This window comes from Pseudomonas abietaniphila (assembly GCF_039697315.1).
GTDB classification, from domain to species: Bacteria; Pseudomonadota; Gammaproteobacteria; order Pseudomonadales; family Pseudomonadaceae; genus Aquipseudomonas; species Aquipseudomonas abietaniphila_B.
This window is the reverse complement of sequence record NZ_CP155619.1, coordinates 3,666,848-3,683,436: the sequence shown is the minus strand read 5'-3', so window position 1 is coordinate 3,683,436 and position 16,589 is coordinate 3,666,848. Positions and strand designations below refer to the sequence as shown.

At 60.7% G+C, this 16,589-nt stretch carries 9 protein-coding genes; 1 reads left to right on the top strand and 8 read right to left on the bottom strand.

Going from position 1 to position 16,589, the window contains the following annotated elements; genetic code table 11:
• The first annotated feature begins 142 nt into the window (after nucleotides 1-142).
• A complete protein-coding gene (locus tag ABDX87_RS16305) occupies nucleotides 143-6,052 on the top strand; it encodes a membrane-targeted effector domain-containing toxin (protein ID WP_346828817.1) in 5,910 nt (1,969 codons plus the stop codon).
• A 57-nt stretch (nucleotides 6,053-6,109) separates the two neighbouring features.
• Here the strand turns inward: ABDX87_RS16305 and ABDX87_RS16300 are convergent, their stop codons facing one another.
• The 8 genes from ABDX87_RS16300 to glnE all read right to left on the bottom strand — a co-directional run bounded on the left by ABDX87_RS16300 (nucleotide 6,110) and on the right by glnE (nucleotide 16,351).
• Complete coding sequence (locus ABDX87_RS16300) at nucleotides 6,110-7,549, bottom strand: lipopolysaccharide kinase InaA family protein (protein ID WP_346828816.1); 1,440 nt, start codon at nucleotides 7,547-7,549, stop codon at nucleotides 6,110-6,112.
• Between the two features lie 77 nt (nucleotides 7,550-7,626).
• The gene (locus ABDX87_RS16295) at nucleotides 7,627-8,382 is read right to left on the bottom strand and encodes a lipopolysaccharide kinase InaA family protein (RefSeq protein WP_346828815.1); all 756 of its coding nucleotides are present in this window, start codon (nucleotides 8,380-8,382) and stop codon (nucleotides 7,627-7,629) included.
• Nucleotides 8,379-9,113 (bottom strand): lipopolysaccharide kinase InaA family protein, encoded by a 735-nt coding sequence (locus ABDX87_RS16290; RefSeq protein WP_346828814.1) that lies wholly within the window; start codon nucleotides 9,111-9,113, stop codon nucleotides 8,379-8,381. Before ABDX87_RS16290 ends, ABDX87_RS16295 begins: the two co-directional genes overlap by 4 nt.
• Nucleotides 9,113-9,919 carry a lipopolysaccharide core heptose(I) kinase RfaP gene (gene rfaP / locus ABDX87_RS16285; RefSeq protein WP_346828813.1) on the bottom strand — a complete coding sequence of 269 codons (807 nt, stop codon included), beginning with the start codon at nucleotides 9,917-9,919 and terminating at the stop codon, nucleotides 9,113-9,115. The genes ABDX87_RS16290 and rfaP overlap by 1 nt, the downstream gene beginning before the upstream one ends.
• Nucleotides 9,916-11,040, bottom strand: coding sequence for a glycosyltransferase family 4 protein (locus tag ABDX87_RS16280; protein ID WP_346828812.1), 1,125 nt, complete (start codon nucleotides 11,038-11,040; stop codon nucleotides 9,916-9,918). Before ABDX87_RS16280 ends, rfaP begins: the two co-directional genes overlap by 4 nt.
• Nucleotides 11,040-12,104: a lipopolysaccharide heptosyltransferase I gene (gene waaC, locus ABDX87_RS16275; protein ID WP_346828811.1), complete on the bottom strand. Its 1,065-nt coding sequence runs from the start codon at nucleotides 12,102-12,104 to the stop codon at nucleotides 11,040-11,042. The genes ABDX87_RS16280 and waaC overlap by 1 nt, the downstream gene beginning before the upstream one ends.
• A 1-nt stretch (nucleotide 12,105) precedes the next feature.
• A complete protein-coding gene (gene waaF, locus ABDX87_RS16270) occupies nucleotides 12,106-13,140 on the bottom strand; it encodes a lipopolysaccharide heptosyltransferase II (protein ID WP_346828810.1) in 1,035 nt (344 codons plus the stop codon).
• A 259-nt stretch (nucleotides 13,141-13,399) separates the two neighbouring features.
• Nucleotides 13,400-16,351: a bifunctional [glutamate--ammonia ligase]-adenylyl-L-tyrosine phosphorylase/[glutamate--ammonia-ligase] adenylyltransferase gene (gene glnE / locus ABDX87_RS16265; RefSeq protein ID WP_346828809.1), complete on the bottom strand. Its 2,952-nt coding sequence runs from the start codon at nucleotides 16,349-16,351 to the stop codon at nucleotides 13,400-13,402.
• Between the last annotated feature and the right edge of the window lie 238 nt (nucleotides 16,352-16,589).

The window sequence follows — 16,589 nt, the reverse complement described above, 5'->3', positions numbered from 1 at the left end:
GCGTAATGAAGCGCCATATGGCGCAGGGCAATAGATATGTACCGCTCAATGCCTGTCGAGTGCTGATTGATTGGGGTCATCAATCACGCGGGCAACCCGCACCACTCGTGTCCGTCGCCAGAGGACGGATCAGGAACCCCACATGGATGCACGAAACCCCGCTTCAACGGCCGCCAACCCTGAACAGGACATTGCGCGGGCCGCGCTGAAAGAACTCGGTCGATTGAATACAGCACTGGCCGAAGAACTTCGCGCCCTGCCGCACGCCTCAACCGCATTGCTGGACGCGATACAAGGCAACGACAGCCTTGAACTGGAACGAGAACTCACGGCCCTTCTGGAACGTGTCGACGCGTTCTGGACCGCCCCGTCTGCACAAGGAAACAGTCGACAGGCACTGTTCACGTCTAGCCTTCAACAGGCCCTGCAACAGGAAATCGCCCTCAAGGTCCACGAGCGCGACCTCTGGCCGGACGTTGCGACGCTCTGCGCGACAGAGCAGCCGTCAACCGTGCGGTCATACTCACTGCACATCAAGCTGGGCGAGCGAACATGGGCCGAGATCAAAGGGGCGCTGTTTCTAAGCGCGGCGACCGGCCCTGGGCTGCTGGCCTTGCCGGGCATGGGTCTGACTCAGCACCCCGATCAGAAGGCGCTGACCGCAACGGTCGTTCAGTGGCTCAACGACGATCGTTTGCGCAATGCGCTACTCGTCAACGCCGATCGCCTGTATCGGGATGCAGTGCGCGCCATCGTTGATGATCCTGACCTGATGCTGGAAACGTTTGCCGCAACTGACATCAAGTTGGCGCCTGTATCAGGCAATCCGTATGCCTACGCCGTCAGCCGTCAGCTGGACAAGCAACGCAGCGATGTCAGGCACGCCTGCATTGAGGGCCATAACTGGCAACCGGAAGTGCGCGCGCATGCGCTTGTAAACGCCCTCCAGATGCCCGGTCTGTTTGGCACTGCCGCCATGATCGAACGACGCAAGCAGGCCCACCTCGAGTTTCAACTCCGGGCGAGCTGGCCCTACTGGATGAAGCTGGCCAATGCCCATGATCGTCGGGAATACCACTCCCGGATGACCCGTTACGAGGAGGCTCGCCAGAGGCTTCATACCGCTCTGAACGGCGCGACGACACCTGAGACCTACGCCCGACTGTGCCTGCAAGCCAGACTGGCGAATGATCACGGCTACGACCTGGACCCGTCTGTCATTACCGTGAGCACCCAACGCCGCTTGCCGGTGACCGACGAAACCTACACCGCAAGCCAGTCTCTGACCTTGCTTGCCCTTTACGGCCTGCATCCCGGAGATCGCCTGGAGGGGTCGGACTTCCTGACCCAGACCTCCATTTCGATCGATGGCGTAGCCGCAACGACCCGCTATCCGCAGCTCACTCCCGACTACGTGGCCGACGTGATCGACGCGCTGAACGCCCGCTCAGGTTTCGGCGAATACCAGCGCACCCTTTACAGCAAGGAAGCCAACCAGGCATTGATGGCAGAGGCCATCCGCCATCAGGTCACTGCGTTGGGGTATGCGGCGAAAATGCAGGGCCACCTGACGGACGAAGATTTCGGCCTGCTCGAGTCCATCACGCACTCGGCACAAGATGTCACCCTCAGCCGCGTACAGCACATCACCCTCAACCAGCAGGAAACGCTGGGCAACATTCTGGTATTCAGGAAAGAAGACGCGAGCGGTCAGCTCCAGCGACTGATCATGTTCACCGCCGACGCCCCTCGCAATCAGGTGTTTCAGGCCTTCAACAACGAAACCCAGTTGCGCGACGAACTGATCACGTGGGGTGCCAATGCGCCGATGAGCGAGTACGTGCTCCGACAAGTGGACGCGTCTGAACGATCGACACTCATGGAAGCGCTCAACGCGCAGGCCCGCCGTCCCGATCGCGGCACGGGCTTCGTTCAGTTGTCGGAACCGAGTTCCTACGACAAGGCGCTGCGCGTCATGGTCAGCGAGCACGTGCGAGTCACGCTTGCCGATCAGAACATCCATACCCCGGACTGGTACACCCAGGCCAGTGCAGACCAACGCCAGCAACTGACGAAGTTCGAACGCGATGCCGAAGGGGCGTTGCACAACTACGCAGCGCATCCGCACACCCATGTTCAGCCGTTCGAAGCCTATGTCCATGAGCGTGCGCGCCAGAAAATCAACCAGCTGCTGGGCGTCAGCGCTGGCACGGTCGACCCCGACAGCGTCGTTATCACTTCGCCGCGCCAGACGCAGACATACACCCAGATGGTGCGCGACGGTTACGACGACAGCCTCGACTTCATCAATGAAGGCACCGACTCCACGGCCAGCTTCAGCGGGCCGGAAGGCATCGACCTGAGCGCGCTGACGCCGGCCATCGTCACGGGCTCGGTGCGCGGCAAATGGCTGGCGGACGACTACAGCGCGCTGGTCAAACGCTCCTTGCTCGATCCTCAATCCCCAGGCTACGACTACCGACGCAAGGCCAGCACGCTGATCACTCAGTTACAGATGAAAGCCGCCGCACTGAAAAGCCTGCTGAAAGGGCATGTCAGCCCGATTCAATATCAATGGCTCTACAAGTCGATCGCTTTCCTGAATCGCGACGACAGCGCCACGCGTGAGCGCTACCCGGTCTACCCACTGCACCTTCATGTGGACAAGCCATTCATTGGCTCGGGACTGACAGGCATTGACCAGATTGTCATTCCCGACACTACGCTGATCCACGTCGAGACCGTGCAGGGCTGCTTTGCCCTGCTACCGACCAACGTCAGAGTGGCGGCACTGCTGTACACCCCGCAGGCGCCGGATGGCATTGAGTTCCGGCTGTTCCGCCATTTTACGGAGTCACTGAAAAACAGCGGGATGATCGATTACTACAAAGACCGTTGCCGTGTCGCTGCGCGCCGCACGCTGTCGTTCTTTCTCAACGACATGAAAGACGGCAAAGCCAACAAAGCCCCGTTTCTGCCGCGCGAACCGATCACCCACTTCAGCGATGCCTGTTTCAACCGGGTCATCGAGCGCAAGTTGCGTGATGTCGATGACACGACGACAAGCCGCAGCGACATGATCACGCAATTGGTCTGGAGCAGCGTCGAGATCATCGCGACGGTCCTGACCTTGCCGTTCCCACCGGCCAGCTTCGCTGTCGGCGCAGCCCTTTCGCTGCGTGACAGTCTCCTCGCGGTCAAGGCACTGACGGGCGAGCACCCGGAAGACGCCAACGCACTGATCCTCGCCTCGATTTTCAATGCACTGGGCGCCGCAGGTGACGCCGCGTCGGGGTTGAAAGGCTTTGGCGGCTTGGTGCGCAAGCTGGAAAAACACCCCGCTGCCCGGTCCGGATGGACGCCGCTGACACCCGACACTCAGTCGATGGACCGCGCCGTCACGCACGCGCTCGACGAGGTCATCCCTGACCGGGCTGTGACCCCGGCGCTGCCCGAGGCCACGGCCCGTATGGGCAACCATGCCGACGGTGTCACCCAGGAAAACGGAAGGCACTGCATCACGATGGATGGCCAAACGTATCAGGTGCAATACGATGCCCAATTGCGGTGCTGGAATATCGTCGATCCCGCCAACCCGTTCGCCTTCTACGGCAAGCAGCCGGTTCGGCTCGATGAAAACGGAAACTGGACGTTGCTGAACCGCACAAACCTGCGCGGAGGCGGCCTGGACGGTCGTGCCGGTTTTACCCCTTTGCAGGAAACGCCGTCCGGCGCGACCGCGACGACCACTGATGTGCTTGAGTATGAGCTCCCTGTCCATCTCCAGCCCGTGATGACGCGTATTTTGGGAGCGAGTCCCCAGGATCCGACCAACCTTGGCCTGGAGGAATACTTCGAAATGGTCTTCAGCCAGGCTCGCCAAACCTACGCCACCCTCAGAGAAAAGCTCTACCGGGACGCTCAGGCGTTCTTCATACAACCTGCATTGCCGCCCAGACCGACACTGCCCGCAGTGAAGCCTTCAACGACAATAAGCGCGTTCGTCGAACAGGTGTTTGCCCACAGCAATGGCCTGGTACTGAGCGAATCGATCCAGTCGGTGGCCAGCAAACGCTTGCTGCTGCTCAATATGCCGCTGCTGGCGCAGCAACGCGTCGACGTGATTTACATCGAGCACTTGTTTACCGACAAGCACCTGAACAAGCTGGCCAAGTACAAGGCGCAAGGCTCCAGAATCCGCGCCGGGTCCCACGAAATAAAGGACCATCTCGAGCACCTGAACGATGGCGCGTTGAGCAATCACAACGGCGAATACGATTATTACCACCTGATCAAGCAAGCCCATCGACACAACATCGAAGTGCGCCCTTTCAGCTCGTCAGTGAGCTATCCGATGCTTGAGCATCCTGTGGCAATCGCCGCCGAAGACAGCACCGCGGCTCAAAAAATGAGCAACTTTTTCGGCCACACACTCATCAGCGGTGACGTGGCCGCTCATCCGGCCCGGCGCTGGGTCGCATTGCTCGACCATAAGCTGGCGACTACCCACGATGGCGTCCCCGGCATTGCCGAACTTCAGGGTGCGATCAGCGTGGAAATCAAGGACGTGCCCGCTGGACGTGTCACACGAATCCGTCCCAAGCCTGAATCCACGGGCGCAGACACTCAACTGAGCGTCTGCGATTTCAAAATTGAATTCGCAAATCCGGACCTCGCCGAAACACCGACCATCGCCCTCAAGCCGACCCGGCTGGATGACGCCTTGCGGCAAAAAATGGACAGCGCATCCATGGGCGGCACGCACACCGGCGACCACGGATTTCGTTGGGACACCGAGGCAGGCTGGCAACGAATCGATGCCGAAGACTGGCTGCCCGAAAGCCCGCCCACCGCGCTTCAGCAATCCTTCACCGATCCTGCGTACGAGGTGCCTGCAGATGCGCGGACAACGGTTCATGAACTCGCCAATTTCGAACGCAAGGGGCTGAATCAGGAATATCAATTCGAAGAATCTGATCTGGAGTCGGCGAGATCCGAGTTCTTCGTGCGACGCAACCAGCTTGAAAAGGATGCCCGAAGCATCGTATCGGCCCCGCTCCCTCCTCGACCGACGATGCCGGTGCCAGAGCCGCAAATGGACCTGCAGACATTCATCCCGCGACTGTACGAACACACCGACGGGATGGTCATTGGCGAGTTTCACGCCTCCATCGCCAGCAAGAAGCTCATCATCGATAACCTGCCGCTGCTTGCAGAGCAGCACGTCAAAACCTTGTACATGGAGCACCTGTTGACCGATCTGCATCAGGCCGACCTCGACCGATTCATGGACAGCGGCCAGATGAGCAAACGGCTGTTGCACGATCTCAAAGCACTGGATCAAGGCCATGTGACCGACCCCGACGGTGTCTATTCCTTTGAAGCGCTGGTAATCAAGGCACAGCAGCACGGGCTTGAAATTCGCGCCATCGACTGCGCCGCAAGCTATCACCTCAAAGGGCTTTCGCAGGCCACGCTCACCACTCGCCAACAGATGATGAATTACTTTGCCTCGCGCACCATCCGGCGCCATCAGGCGGTAATGGGGAGCCATCGCTGGGTTGCACTGGTCGGCAACAGCCACTCCAACACCTACGCCGACATCGTGCCCGGGCTGGCCGAACTGGAGGGCGGCATCGGTTTGCGCGTGCTCGATGTTTCGCCGGGCAGCTCACGGGGTATCACGCTGGACCCCGGTGAGAATGTGCGAATTCCATTGCGTAATCGTGAGGAATTTCTGAAGGGCGATTTCGTCGTAGAGCTGGAAGTCCACAGAAGCCCTTCGGCAATCAGGGCACCTCAACCGCTGACGATCGAGGACCGTCTCTCACGGCCCGGGATGTTCCTGACCGAGCAGAAGGAAGGCAGCGAATACGTCATCGTTCACAGGTCGCGAGACAACGAGATCCATCACACGCCTGTTCGGCTTAACGCGGTGGGCAATGTATTTGTGGAGCGCCCAAGCTGGACCGCCATCCATCGGCGTCCCTATGAGGACATGGACGCGCTGGTGTTGGCACTGGAGGAAATCAACCTGACCCGGGTGGGTTAAGGCCATACGTCGCGGGAAGGCCGTCATCGCAGACGGCCTTCTACCCACGGAACCGATTCAAGGCGCCTTTGGCAATCGCTGTTCCAGCAACTGGTGCAGCGCGCTGTCGGCGGGCCAGTTGCGCATGAACCGCGCGCGGTCCTTGGCATAGGCCGCAGCAAAGGTGCCTGCCGAGGTGTGCTGACACATGGCATCGAGGTCGATCAGCGCCCAACGATCTTGCTGCCAGAACACGTTATGCCCTTTCAGATCGCCATGGCTGATGCGCTCTCGCCGCAGCTGCGCAAACAGCGTGTCCAGCGCCTGCAACTCGCTTTCCGGTGCATCGCCTGAGGCCACGTAGGGCGCGAAACGCTCGATGATGTCGGGTCCCGGCAGGTACTCGGTGACCAGGTACGCCTTGCGGCGCAGCCAGAAAAACCGCTGTTCCAGCAACGCCAACGGCTTGGGTGTGGCAATGCCGAGGAACATCAGGCGATTGCCTTCACGCCATGAATGCCATGCACGGCTCGGGCGCCAGAAGCGCTTGAGCCAATGGGCGAAGTTCTTGATGTTGTAGCGCTTGATGACCAGCGCCCGGCCCGCGACGTCCGCCTTGGCGACACTCGCCGCGCCACCGGTCTTGTACAAATGGCCGCTGTCGATCAACGCGTCTGCCCTGTCCAGCACCGGCACCATCGCGGCCTCTTCTTCGCGACGAATCGCGCGCAAGCCAAACGGTCCGTCCTTGACGCTGAACAGGCTGCACTCGCGTCCGACCTTGATCAGATAATCCTTGAGGCGCCAGATGCTGACCTTATCGATCTGTTTTTGCAGGGCCTCGACCGGCAAGCCGTGTTCGCCATTGCTCAGGAGGTAATGGACCAACAGCTCTTCGGTGAACGGCTCGAGCGACTTGGGCAGTTGCGCAAAGAACACGCCCAGATTTTCGAGCACTTTCTGGCGGGACAACGGTTTCCCGGCGTCCTCCACACGAATACCCGCGCCATCAATCAGGTACAGCTTGCCGTCGTGACGCAGCAGGTTGTCCAGGTGCAGGTCTTCTTGCCACAGACCCTTGGCGTGCATTTGACCGATCGCAGCCAGCGCCTCGCCGAGCACAACCTGTTGTTCGTCCGCCAGCGGCGGCAGGCTTTCCACCGATTTCCAGGCATCGCCGAGGCTTTGCGCCTTGTCCAGATACTCGAACAACAACCAGCCGCCTTCACCCTCTTGCAGACCCTCGGCCAGCAACAGCGGTGTGGTCAGGCCTTGCTCGGCGAGCAACTGGACACCGGCGCGCTCACGCTGGAAATGCCGAGGGGCCTTTTGCCCGACCAGCAACTTGGCCAGCACCGGACGCCCGCGCCAGATGCCCGCGCCCACATACCGATGCCCCGGCAAAACCCGCAGCAGGCTGAGCAGTTGCAACTCAGCAGGACCGGCAGCATCGGCCAGCGTGATGCTCATCGGCAGCGCTGGCGTGCGACCGGCGTTTTTCAGTTCAGACAAACGCATCGGCGCCCTCTTCAACCCATCATGAATTCAACCGCCAGTGATGACCTGTGGGAGGTTTGCATTCACTGAGACGCGGCCTATCGATTGCTACGTTTATGGCTACCGCGTTTGGCCAACCGTTGCCACCAGGCCTCGACCAACCCGCTGTTTCCGGGTGCGTGCAGATACGCAGCGAGCATCTCGCGGATTTCAGCGTCGTTCCAGACCGGCGCGCGGCGCAGCAGCGGTTCCAGGTCCTTGACCCGGTCACGCTGACCGAAGATCGCCTTGCGGGTTTTCTCCAGGTCAATCAGTTGCGCCAGATAAGCGCCACCGCGTGCCTTGAGGAAAATGTGTTTCGGGTAGAAGCAGCCGTGCACCTGACCTGCCTTGTGCAGCGTGCGCGCCAGTTGCCCGCAGGCCTGCAGAATCGCCAGACGCTGAGTTGCGGACAACTCACCCCATTGCGTCAGCAACGTGTCCAGATCGGTCCAGCCATCGAGTGCCCGGGTCATCAGAATCGCCCGACGTTCGCCATCGACCTTCTTCTCACCATAGAACACCGCATGCAACGCCGGAATCCCGAGCTTCTGATACAGGCTGATGTTGCGAAACTCGCGGGAGAAAGAAGGCTCGCCCAGCGGGTGATGCAAGGTGCGGGTCAGGTAATTGCTCTGACGCTTGAGGTAATAGCCGGAGCCTTCCAGCTCCAGACGAAACACGCTGCTCCAGCCGCCACGCCCGGTGTTCGGCTCGTCGACGGCGTCGAGTTCGACCTCCCATAACGAATCGAAATCGGCCAGACCGTGGCGCTCAAGCAAGGCGCGGTCGGCATCGGCAATGAAAACGCTCATTCGCGCCCCTCGAAAAAGCTGACGATGTGTCGAATGCGTTTCTTGTCTGAATCATTCAGGCGCTCGCGCCCACGGTATTGCAGATAAAAACGCAGGCGCTGGGTGGCGGACAGGTGATATTTGGCGACCTTGTCCAGACAGGCCAGGTCCTTGGTGATGCGATAACGCAGCATGAAGCTGACCCAGAACGCGCCGTTGGGGCAGTCGATCAGGAATACGGTCGAGTGATCGTCCACCAACAGATTGCGCCACTTCAGGTCGTTATGGGTGAAGTGATGATCGTGCATGGTCCGGGTGTAACGCGCGACCTGCTGGCTGATCGCGTTGACCCAGGAGCGGTCTGCCAACCGCGTGTCATGAGTCCGCGCCAACTCGGACAAATCCTCGGTACGCGGCAGTTCCCGCGTGATCAATGCGCCGCGATCATAGGCAGCGCCATTGCGTTCAAGGCCCCACGCCACGACTTCCGCCGTCGGGATGCCCCACTTGGCGAAACGCTTGAGGTTCTGCCACTCGGATTTGACCCGAGGGCGCCCCAGGTAACGGCGCAGACCTTTGCCAGCGGCCACATAACGTTTGACGTAATAGTTCACGCCGCCGCGCTCGACCCGGATCACCTCGGACAACGGATCGCGGGTCAGCCGCTCGCCCTTCAAGGCAAACACAGCATCGAGCGAGCCGAAATCATCGCCCAGCGCAGCGTATTCAGGTTCAAGGTTCCAACCTGCCATCAGAGCGCATCCCCGTACCGCAATTTGCGCTGATAGAGCTTCTCGGCCTTGCCTTCCAGCCAGCTCAGCAGCGCCGCTTCTTCAGCCAGGATCTTGCGCAGCGGTTGCTGGAAATAGCCCTTGAGGAAACGCAGCTTGTCGCGGCGCGTCAGGCCGATGTCCATCGCCGAAAAGTACAGCGCGGCCAGATCCTTGTTGCGCCAACGCTGGGTAATCGCCGGGCGGGTCTGGGCACGGTGCAGGTCGATGACCGACAACTTGAAGTCCTCGGGGGTGACCGGCTTGTCGGTGTGCAGCAGGAAATGACAGATGTAGCAATCGCGGTGATTCACGCCTGCGCGGTGCATCATGCCGACCAGCCTCGCCACTTCAGCGATGTACGCACGTTTCATGCGCGGCTCGGGCGGCTCTTTCACCCAATTGATGCTGACGTCTTCCAGGCTTTCGGTCGGCGCCAGTTCTTCGGTCACGATGAACGAGTGCTGCGCGGCCGGGTTGCTGCCACGCTCGCCATACGCCACCGCGGTCATGGTCGGCACACCGGCTTCATGCAATCGGTTGATTGCCTCCCACTCCTGACCGGCACCGAGCACCGGCAGCTTGGCGGTCAGCAGGTTTTTGGCGACTTCGCCCCAACCGATACCGCGATGAATCTTGACGAAATAACCACGCCCGTCGACTGAGGTGCGCAGGGTACGGCGGTTTTCCAGTTCGCGATAAACCTGACCGTCCAGCGCCTCGACGGCCTCGAACGCATCACGCCCGGCCCAGAGGCTCTTGAAGGGTTCAGCAAGGATCAGTTTCATCCGTGGTGCTCCGCCAGAATCACATCCGCAGCGTGCTGCGGCATGCTGTAAAGGTCAGCCGTGTCGGCGAATGCCAGACCGTTTCGCGCCCAGGTGACGCGCGCGGCATCGTCCTTGAGCATGCGGGCCAGGTATTGGTTGAGCTGGTTCTGTTCGAACGGCTCATCGAGCACTAGACCGCTGTCGGCCTCGGCGATGTAGTGGGCGTAGCCGCACACCGCGCTGACCAGCACCGGCAATCCGGCGACCAGCGCCTCCAGCAGCACCGTGCCGGTGTTTTCGTTGTAGGCCGGGTGGATCAACAGGTCGGCGCCCAACAGGAAGCGCGGGATGTCGCTGCGCCCTTTCATGAACGTCACGTTGTCGCTCAACCCCAGCGCCGTGCTTTGCAGCTGAAATACTTTGGGGTCGTCCTGACCGATGACAAACAGTCGCGTGCGTTTTCTCAGTTCCGACGGCAACGCGGCCAGCGCCTTGAGGCTGCGATCGACGCCCTTGGTCTTGAACCCGGAGCCAATCTGCACCAGCAGCAGATCCTCTTCACCCAACTCGAACTCGCGGCGGAAATCGGCACGAATCTCTGCGGCGTTGTCCGGGGCGCGGCGATCCTGGGAGATACCGGGCGGCAACAGGTGAAAACGCTTGAGCGGGGTGTCGTAATGCTTGATGAACAAGGGCTGCTGCACTTCGGAAATCATCAGCACTTCTGTCTTCGCATCCTTGGCGAACACTGCACGCTCATAGTCGGCGAAGTGGCGATAGCGGCCCCAGTACTTGTACAAGCCATGGCGCAGGTTCTGCGCTTTGTCTTCGTAGCAGCCGTCGGCGGCGTAATACACGTCCAGGCCCGGCATTTTGTTGAAGCCGATCAAACGGTCGACAGGCCGTTTGGCCAGATCGGCATTCATCCAGTCGGTGAGCTTCTCATTGCGGCGATGGTTGAAGATCGCCTTGACCGGCGCCACCAGCACTTCGAAGCCCGGTGGCACGTCGCCTTCCCAGATCAGCGTGTAGACACGGATCGTGTGCCCACGCTGCTGACACTCCAGGGCGATGCGCATGAAGTCGCGTTGCAGGCCGCCGAAGGGGAAGTATTTATAAAGCACGAATGCCAATTGCATTACGGATGTTCCTTTGCCGGCAACAGCGCGCTCAACTGGCTCGCCACTCGCTCGGGATTCAGGCGAGTGAAGCACATGGGCCACTCGCGTTCGGTATCAACCTGGCGCTTGTCTTCTGCCGTGGGTTGATAGGTGCATTTCTTTTGCAGACACGGCGCACAGGCCGGGTAATCGCCGGCCAGATGAACCTGTGACTTGCCGTACGCGCCGGTCAGGCCCGGATTGGTCGGGCCGAACAACGACAGGGTCGGCACGTCGAGCGCAGCCGCCAGATGCCCAAGGCCGGTGTCAACGGCAACGCACCCTTGTGCGCTGGCCAGCACTTTGGCGACGCCTGCGAGATTGAGTTTGGGGAGCACCACGGCTTTATCAAGGCCTGACGCAATTCGCTCGGCCCGGGCTTTCTCTGCCGGGTTGCCCCAAGGCAAGTGAACCTCAAGTCCCTGATCGATCATGCGCTCGGCCAATTGCCGCCAGTACACCTCAGGCCAGTGCTTGGTCACCCAGGTCGTGCCGTGCAGGAACAAGACAAACGGCGCGCCGGTACCGGCGTGCAGCAAACGACTGCGGTCCAGCCCGTAATCGCCAAGGCCGGCGGGCACTTCATAACCCAGCGCCTGGGCGAACAACTGCCGCAACCGCTCGACCGCATGTTGACCGCGAGCCACAGGGTACGCCCGGTCGTAAAACCGGGCGGCCAATGGCTCGCGCGCGGAGTTCCTGTCCAGGCCGGCGATGGGCGCTTTGACGTAACGGGTCAGCCAGGCGCTTTTCAGCAGACCCTGGGCGTCAATCACCAGATCGTAACGGGTGTCGCGCAAACGCTGTTTGAACTGCCGCCACTGGCCATTCTTGAAGGTCTGCCAGAGGTTCTTGCGCCAGCGGCGGATCGCGACCGGTATCACGCCCGAAACCGCCGGGTGCCAGGTCGGTATCTCCGCGAAGCCTTCTTCGACGACCCAGTCGAACTGGATGCCCGGCAGGGCACGCATGGCATCGGTCAGCGCAGGCAGGGTATGAATAACGTCACCCAGCGACGAGGTCTTGATCAGCAATACCCGCAAGTCAGGCAACCTCTACCGGGGTGCCGCCCAACTGGCTCAGGGCCTGGATCACCGAGTCCGGTTCCAGCAGGCGCAGGCAGTTGTAGTGACCGAAACGGCAAGTGCGCTCGAAGCAGGGACTGCATTCGATGCCCAATTGAACGATCTCCACATGATCGGCCAGCGGCGGCGTAAAGCCCGGCGAGGTCGAACCGTACACTGCCACCAGCGGGCGATTCAGCGCAGCGGCCACGTGCATCAGGCCGGAGTCGTTCGACACGACCGCGTCGGCGCAGGACAGCAGGTCAATGGCTTCAGCCAGCGAGGTGCCGCCACTGAGGTTGACCGACTCTTCCCGCAGGCCGGGAATCAGCCGCTCGCGAATGCTTTCACCCACGGGATGATCGTTCTTGGAGCCGAACAGCCAGACCTGCCAGCCTTCGCGAATCTTCGCTTCGGCGACTTTGGCGTAATGTTCGGAAGGCCAGCGCTTGGACTCGCCAAACTCTGCGCCTGGGCAGAGCGCCAATACCGGGCGATCCAGGCTCAGACCGAACTTGGCCAGCGCGGCATCGCGGCTGGCGGTTTCGATCTGAAGGCTCGGCTTGGGATACGGGCGCGGGATCTCGGCGCCTTTCTCAAAGGCCAGCGCCATGAACCGCTCGATCATCAGCGGGTATTGCTGCTTGTCGAGGATGCGCACGTCGTTGAGCAGGCCGTAACGAAATTCGCCACGCCAGCCCGTGCGTTTCGGGACGCCGGCGAAGAACGGGACCAACGCCGACTTCAACGAGTTCGGCAGCAGGATCGCCTGATCGTATTGGCCCTTCAGGGATTTACCGATGCGACGACGGGTCGCCAGTTCGAGCGCGCCGTGGCCGAGCGGGAAGCTCAAGGCCTTGCGCACCTCGGGCATACGCTCAAGGATCGGCCGGCTCCACTCGGGCGCCAGCACATCGATTTCGCATTGCGGGTGACGCTGTTTCAGGCACTGGAACAGCGTTTGCGCCATCACCATGTCACCGACCCAGCTGGGCCCTACGATCAGAATTCTCATGCTCAATCCAAAAACGACCAGAAACGAGCAGGGAGGCCCATCAGACTGCGTGACGCTTCCACACAGCCTGACGCCTCCCTGTCATAGCTTTATATATGCCCTTCAATTAGGGCGTTGCAGTGCTGTCACTGCCTGGCTCGCCACCTGTGGGAGCGAATTCATTCGCGATGAGCCAGACCCATCGACACGTCTGCGTCGCCTGACACATCTTTCGCGAATGAATTCGCTCCCACAGGGAGTGATGTGTCCTGCGTCAACATCAACTCAACCCCAACTGCGCCCAGATCCGCATCACTTCACGCCGCTCGGCCGCAAACTGATCGCCGCTGACCACCCCCGCATCCTTCTGCAAGGCCTGTCGGTGAGCGGCTGAACGATACGCCTTGTACACCTCGCGCAGCAGGCTGGCATCGTCGGCCGGCATCAAACCCGCCTGCTCCAGACCTTCAAGAATGCGGATGTTATCGGTGTATCGAAGCAGCGCGGGATGCTCTCTGGACCACGCCAAGGCCGCGTATTGCACCATAAATTCGATATCGACGATACCACCGGCGTCCTGCTTGAGATCGAACGACGCCGTGGCTTCGAAGGCATTTGCCCCCTTGCCGGCGGTTGTGCCCTTGGTGCCGAGGTTGTCGCGCATCTTGGCGCGCATCTCGCTGACTTCCTGACGCAGCGTGTCCAGATCGCGCTCGCGGCCCAGTACCGCTGCGCGAACCGCTTCGAATCCCCGGCCCACGTCCGTACTGCCCACCAGCACCCGGGCACGCACCAGTGCCTGATGCTCCCAGGTCCAGGCTTCGTTTTCCTGATAACGGGAAAACGCACCCAGTGAACTCACCAGCAAACCCGACGCACCCGAAGGCCGCAGGCGCATGTCTACTTCGTACAACTGACCGGAGTTGGTCTGCGTGGTGATCAAATGGATGATCCGCTGCCCCAGACGCGTAAAGAACTGCGCGCCGTCGATCGGTTTGGCGCCGTCGGTTTCGGCCTGTGGATCGCCATCGTGGATGAACACCAGATCCAGATCGGAACCATGCCCCAGTTCGATCCCGCCGACTTTCCCATAACCGACAATCACAAAGCCGGGATCGCACACCGTGCCGTCCGGGCGCCGTGGCGCGCCATGGCGCGCCACCGTGTGCCGCCACGCCAACGCCAACACCTGTTCCAGAATGGCCTCTGCCAGCCAGGTCAGGTAATCGCTGACCTTCATCAACGGCAGACTCCCGGTGATCTCCGACGCCGCGACACGCAGGCTGTGCGCCAGCTTGAAGTGCCGAAGCGCTTCCATCTGCTGTTCAAGATCATCTTCTGGAATGCGGGTCAGGCGCTCACGTAACTCGGCGCCCAATTCCAGCGCTTGTGGCGGGCTGAACAACCGCCCTTCGTTGAGCAATTCGTCCAGCAGCAACGGGAAGCGCGCAATCTGCTCGGCGATCCAGGGACTTGCCGCGCACAAGGTCAGCAATCGGCGCAGCGCACCGGGGTTTTCGGTCAGAAGCACCAGATAAGCCGACCGCCGCGCCACGGCTTCGACCAAAGGCAGCACACGTTCGAGGACCAGATCAGGATTGCTGTGCTCGACCGCTTGCGCCAACAGGCGCGGAATAAATGCATCCAGTCGCTCACGCCCCAGACGCTGCATCGAGCGCAGCTGCGAACTGTTACGCAGATTACTCAGATGCTTCAGCGCTTTCGGCGCATCCGTGAACCCGCCCTCCTGCAATTGCAGGCAGGCGCTCTCTTCATTCTGTGACTCTTCCCACAGTGGCAACCACTCGCCGCCGACGATCTCCTCGCCGCCGTCCTCCTGACCGTCTTCTTCATCCGGGTCGGCGATGACTTGCCGGAAATGCCAGTCAACCCGACCGCGCCAATACATAAGCTTCTCGTGGAAGCTGTCCCAGTCGGCAAAGCCCATGATAAACGCGATGCGCGACTGGTCCTGATCATCCTCGGGCAGCATCTGTGTCTGGCGGTCGGCAATGGCCTGTATGGCGTGCTCGGTGTAGCGCAGGAATTCATACCCCTGACGCAGCTCATCGATGACGGCCGAAGGCAGATAGCCCTGACCGTCGAGCGTGCGCAACACCTTGAGCAACGGACGCTGCTGCAGGCTCAGGTCGCGACCGCCGTGAATAAGCTGGAACGCTTGAGCGATGAATTCCACCTCGCGGATCCCGCCCGAACCCAGTTTGATGTTGGCCGCCATGCCCTTGCGCCGGACCTCCTGCTGAATCAGTTGCTTCATGGTGCGCAGCGCTTCGATGGCCGAAAAATCCAGGTAGCGCCGATAAACAAACGGTCGCAGCATTTCCAGCAACTCGTCACCCTTGGCCTGATCACCGCCGACCACGCGTGCCTTGATCATGGCGTAGCGTTCCCAGTCGCGCCCTTGATCCTGGTAATACTGCTCAAGCGCGTTGAAGCTGAGCACCAGCGCGCCAGACGAGCCATAGGGCCGCAAGCGCATGTCGACGCGAAAGACAAAACCGTCGACCGTGACCGGATCCAGCGCCTTGATCAGACGCTGGCCCAGACGGATGAAAAACTCCTGATTATCCAGCGGACGTTTGACCCCTTGGGTTTCGCCGCCCTCGGGGTAGGCGAAGATCAGGTCGATGTCTGAAGACAGGTTCAATTCGACCGCGCCAAGCTTGCCCATGCCGAGGATCACCATGTGCTGCGGCTCGCCGCTGCGACGCCCGGTGGGTGTTCCGAATTGCTGGCAATGCCTTTCATACAGCCACTGGTACGCGAGGTCGATACTGCCATCGGCCATGTCGGAAAGGTCGCGACAGGTTTCGATCAGATCGGCTTGCCGTGTCAGGTCGCGCCAGATAATTCGGACTTGCTGCCGCGTCCTCTGCCGACGTAGATTACGCCCCAGCTCATCGTCACTGAGCGCTTCCTGCACTGCGACAGCAATCTGTTCGCGCAGCTCACCGGCTTTATAGCCACGCTCAAGCTCACCGGATTCGGCGAGGTCGAGCAGCATCTGAGGGTCGCGGCTCACCTGATCGGCGACAAAGTCGCTGGCCGCGCAGACGCGATCGAAAGCGGCCAGACGTTCAGCGGGCCAGGCGTCGAAAGTCGCCGGACCGGCGTCCGTCAGAGAGACAAGCGCAGCGCGGAACGACTGCTGTGCACGAGTGACCAACGGCAGCAGGACGGCCGGCAGATCAGCCAGCAAAGGGAGGCTCATGGTCTATCCTTGGTCGGCGTTCAAAAGACTACCCGCCGTGGAGGTTTGTACACACGATACGGACAGGACTGTCGAACAAAGGTTAAAAATTGCTAGCGCTTCATTATTTTTGGTTGCCAGCATCAGCTTTCACTTGATCTGTTTGTTGTTTCAACCAACATTAGCGATTTGTTTCACTGCGTGACCCGAGCGAAAACATCGTTCACCTGTAGTTTTACTACTGTATATACAAGTCAAA

Coding starts and splice junctions, on each gene's coding strand:
- ABDX87_RS16305 (WP_346828817.1), top strand. CDS start 143: ATGGATGCACGAAACCCCGCTTCAACGGCCGCCAACCCTGAACAGGAC.
- ABDX87_RS16300 (WP_346828816.1), bottom strand. CDS start 7,549: ATGCGTTTGTCTGAACTGAAAAACGCCGGTCGCACGCCAGCGCTGCCG.
- ABDX87_RS16295 (WP_346828815.1), bottom strand. CDS start 8,382: ATGAGCGTTTTCATTGCCGATGCCGACCGCGCCTTGCTTGAGCGCCAC.
- ABDX87_RS16290 (WP_346828814.1), bottom strand. CDS start 9,113: ATGGCAGGTTGGAACCTTGAACCTGAATACGCTGCGCTGGGCGATGAT.
- rfaP (WP_346828813.1), bottom strand. CDS start 9,919: ATGAAACTGATCCTTGCTGAACCCTTCAAGAGCCTCTGGGCCGGGCGT.
- ABDX87_RS16280 (WP_346828812.1), bottom strand. CDS start 11,040: ATGCAATTGGCATTCGTGCTTTATAAATACTTCCCCTTCGGCGGCCTG.
- waaF (WP_346828810.1), bottom strand. CDS start 13,140: ATGAGAATTCTGATCGTAGGGCCCAGCTGGGTCGGTGACATGGTGATG.
- glnE (WP_346828809.1), bottom strand. CDS start 16,351: ATGAGCCTCCCTTTGCTGGCTGATCTGCCGGCCGTCCTGCTGCCGTTG.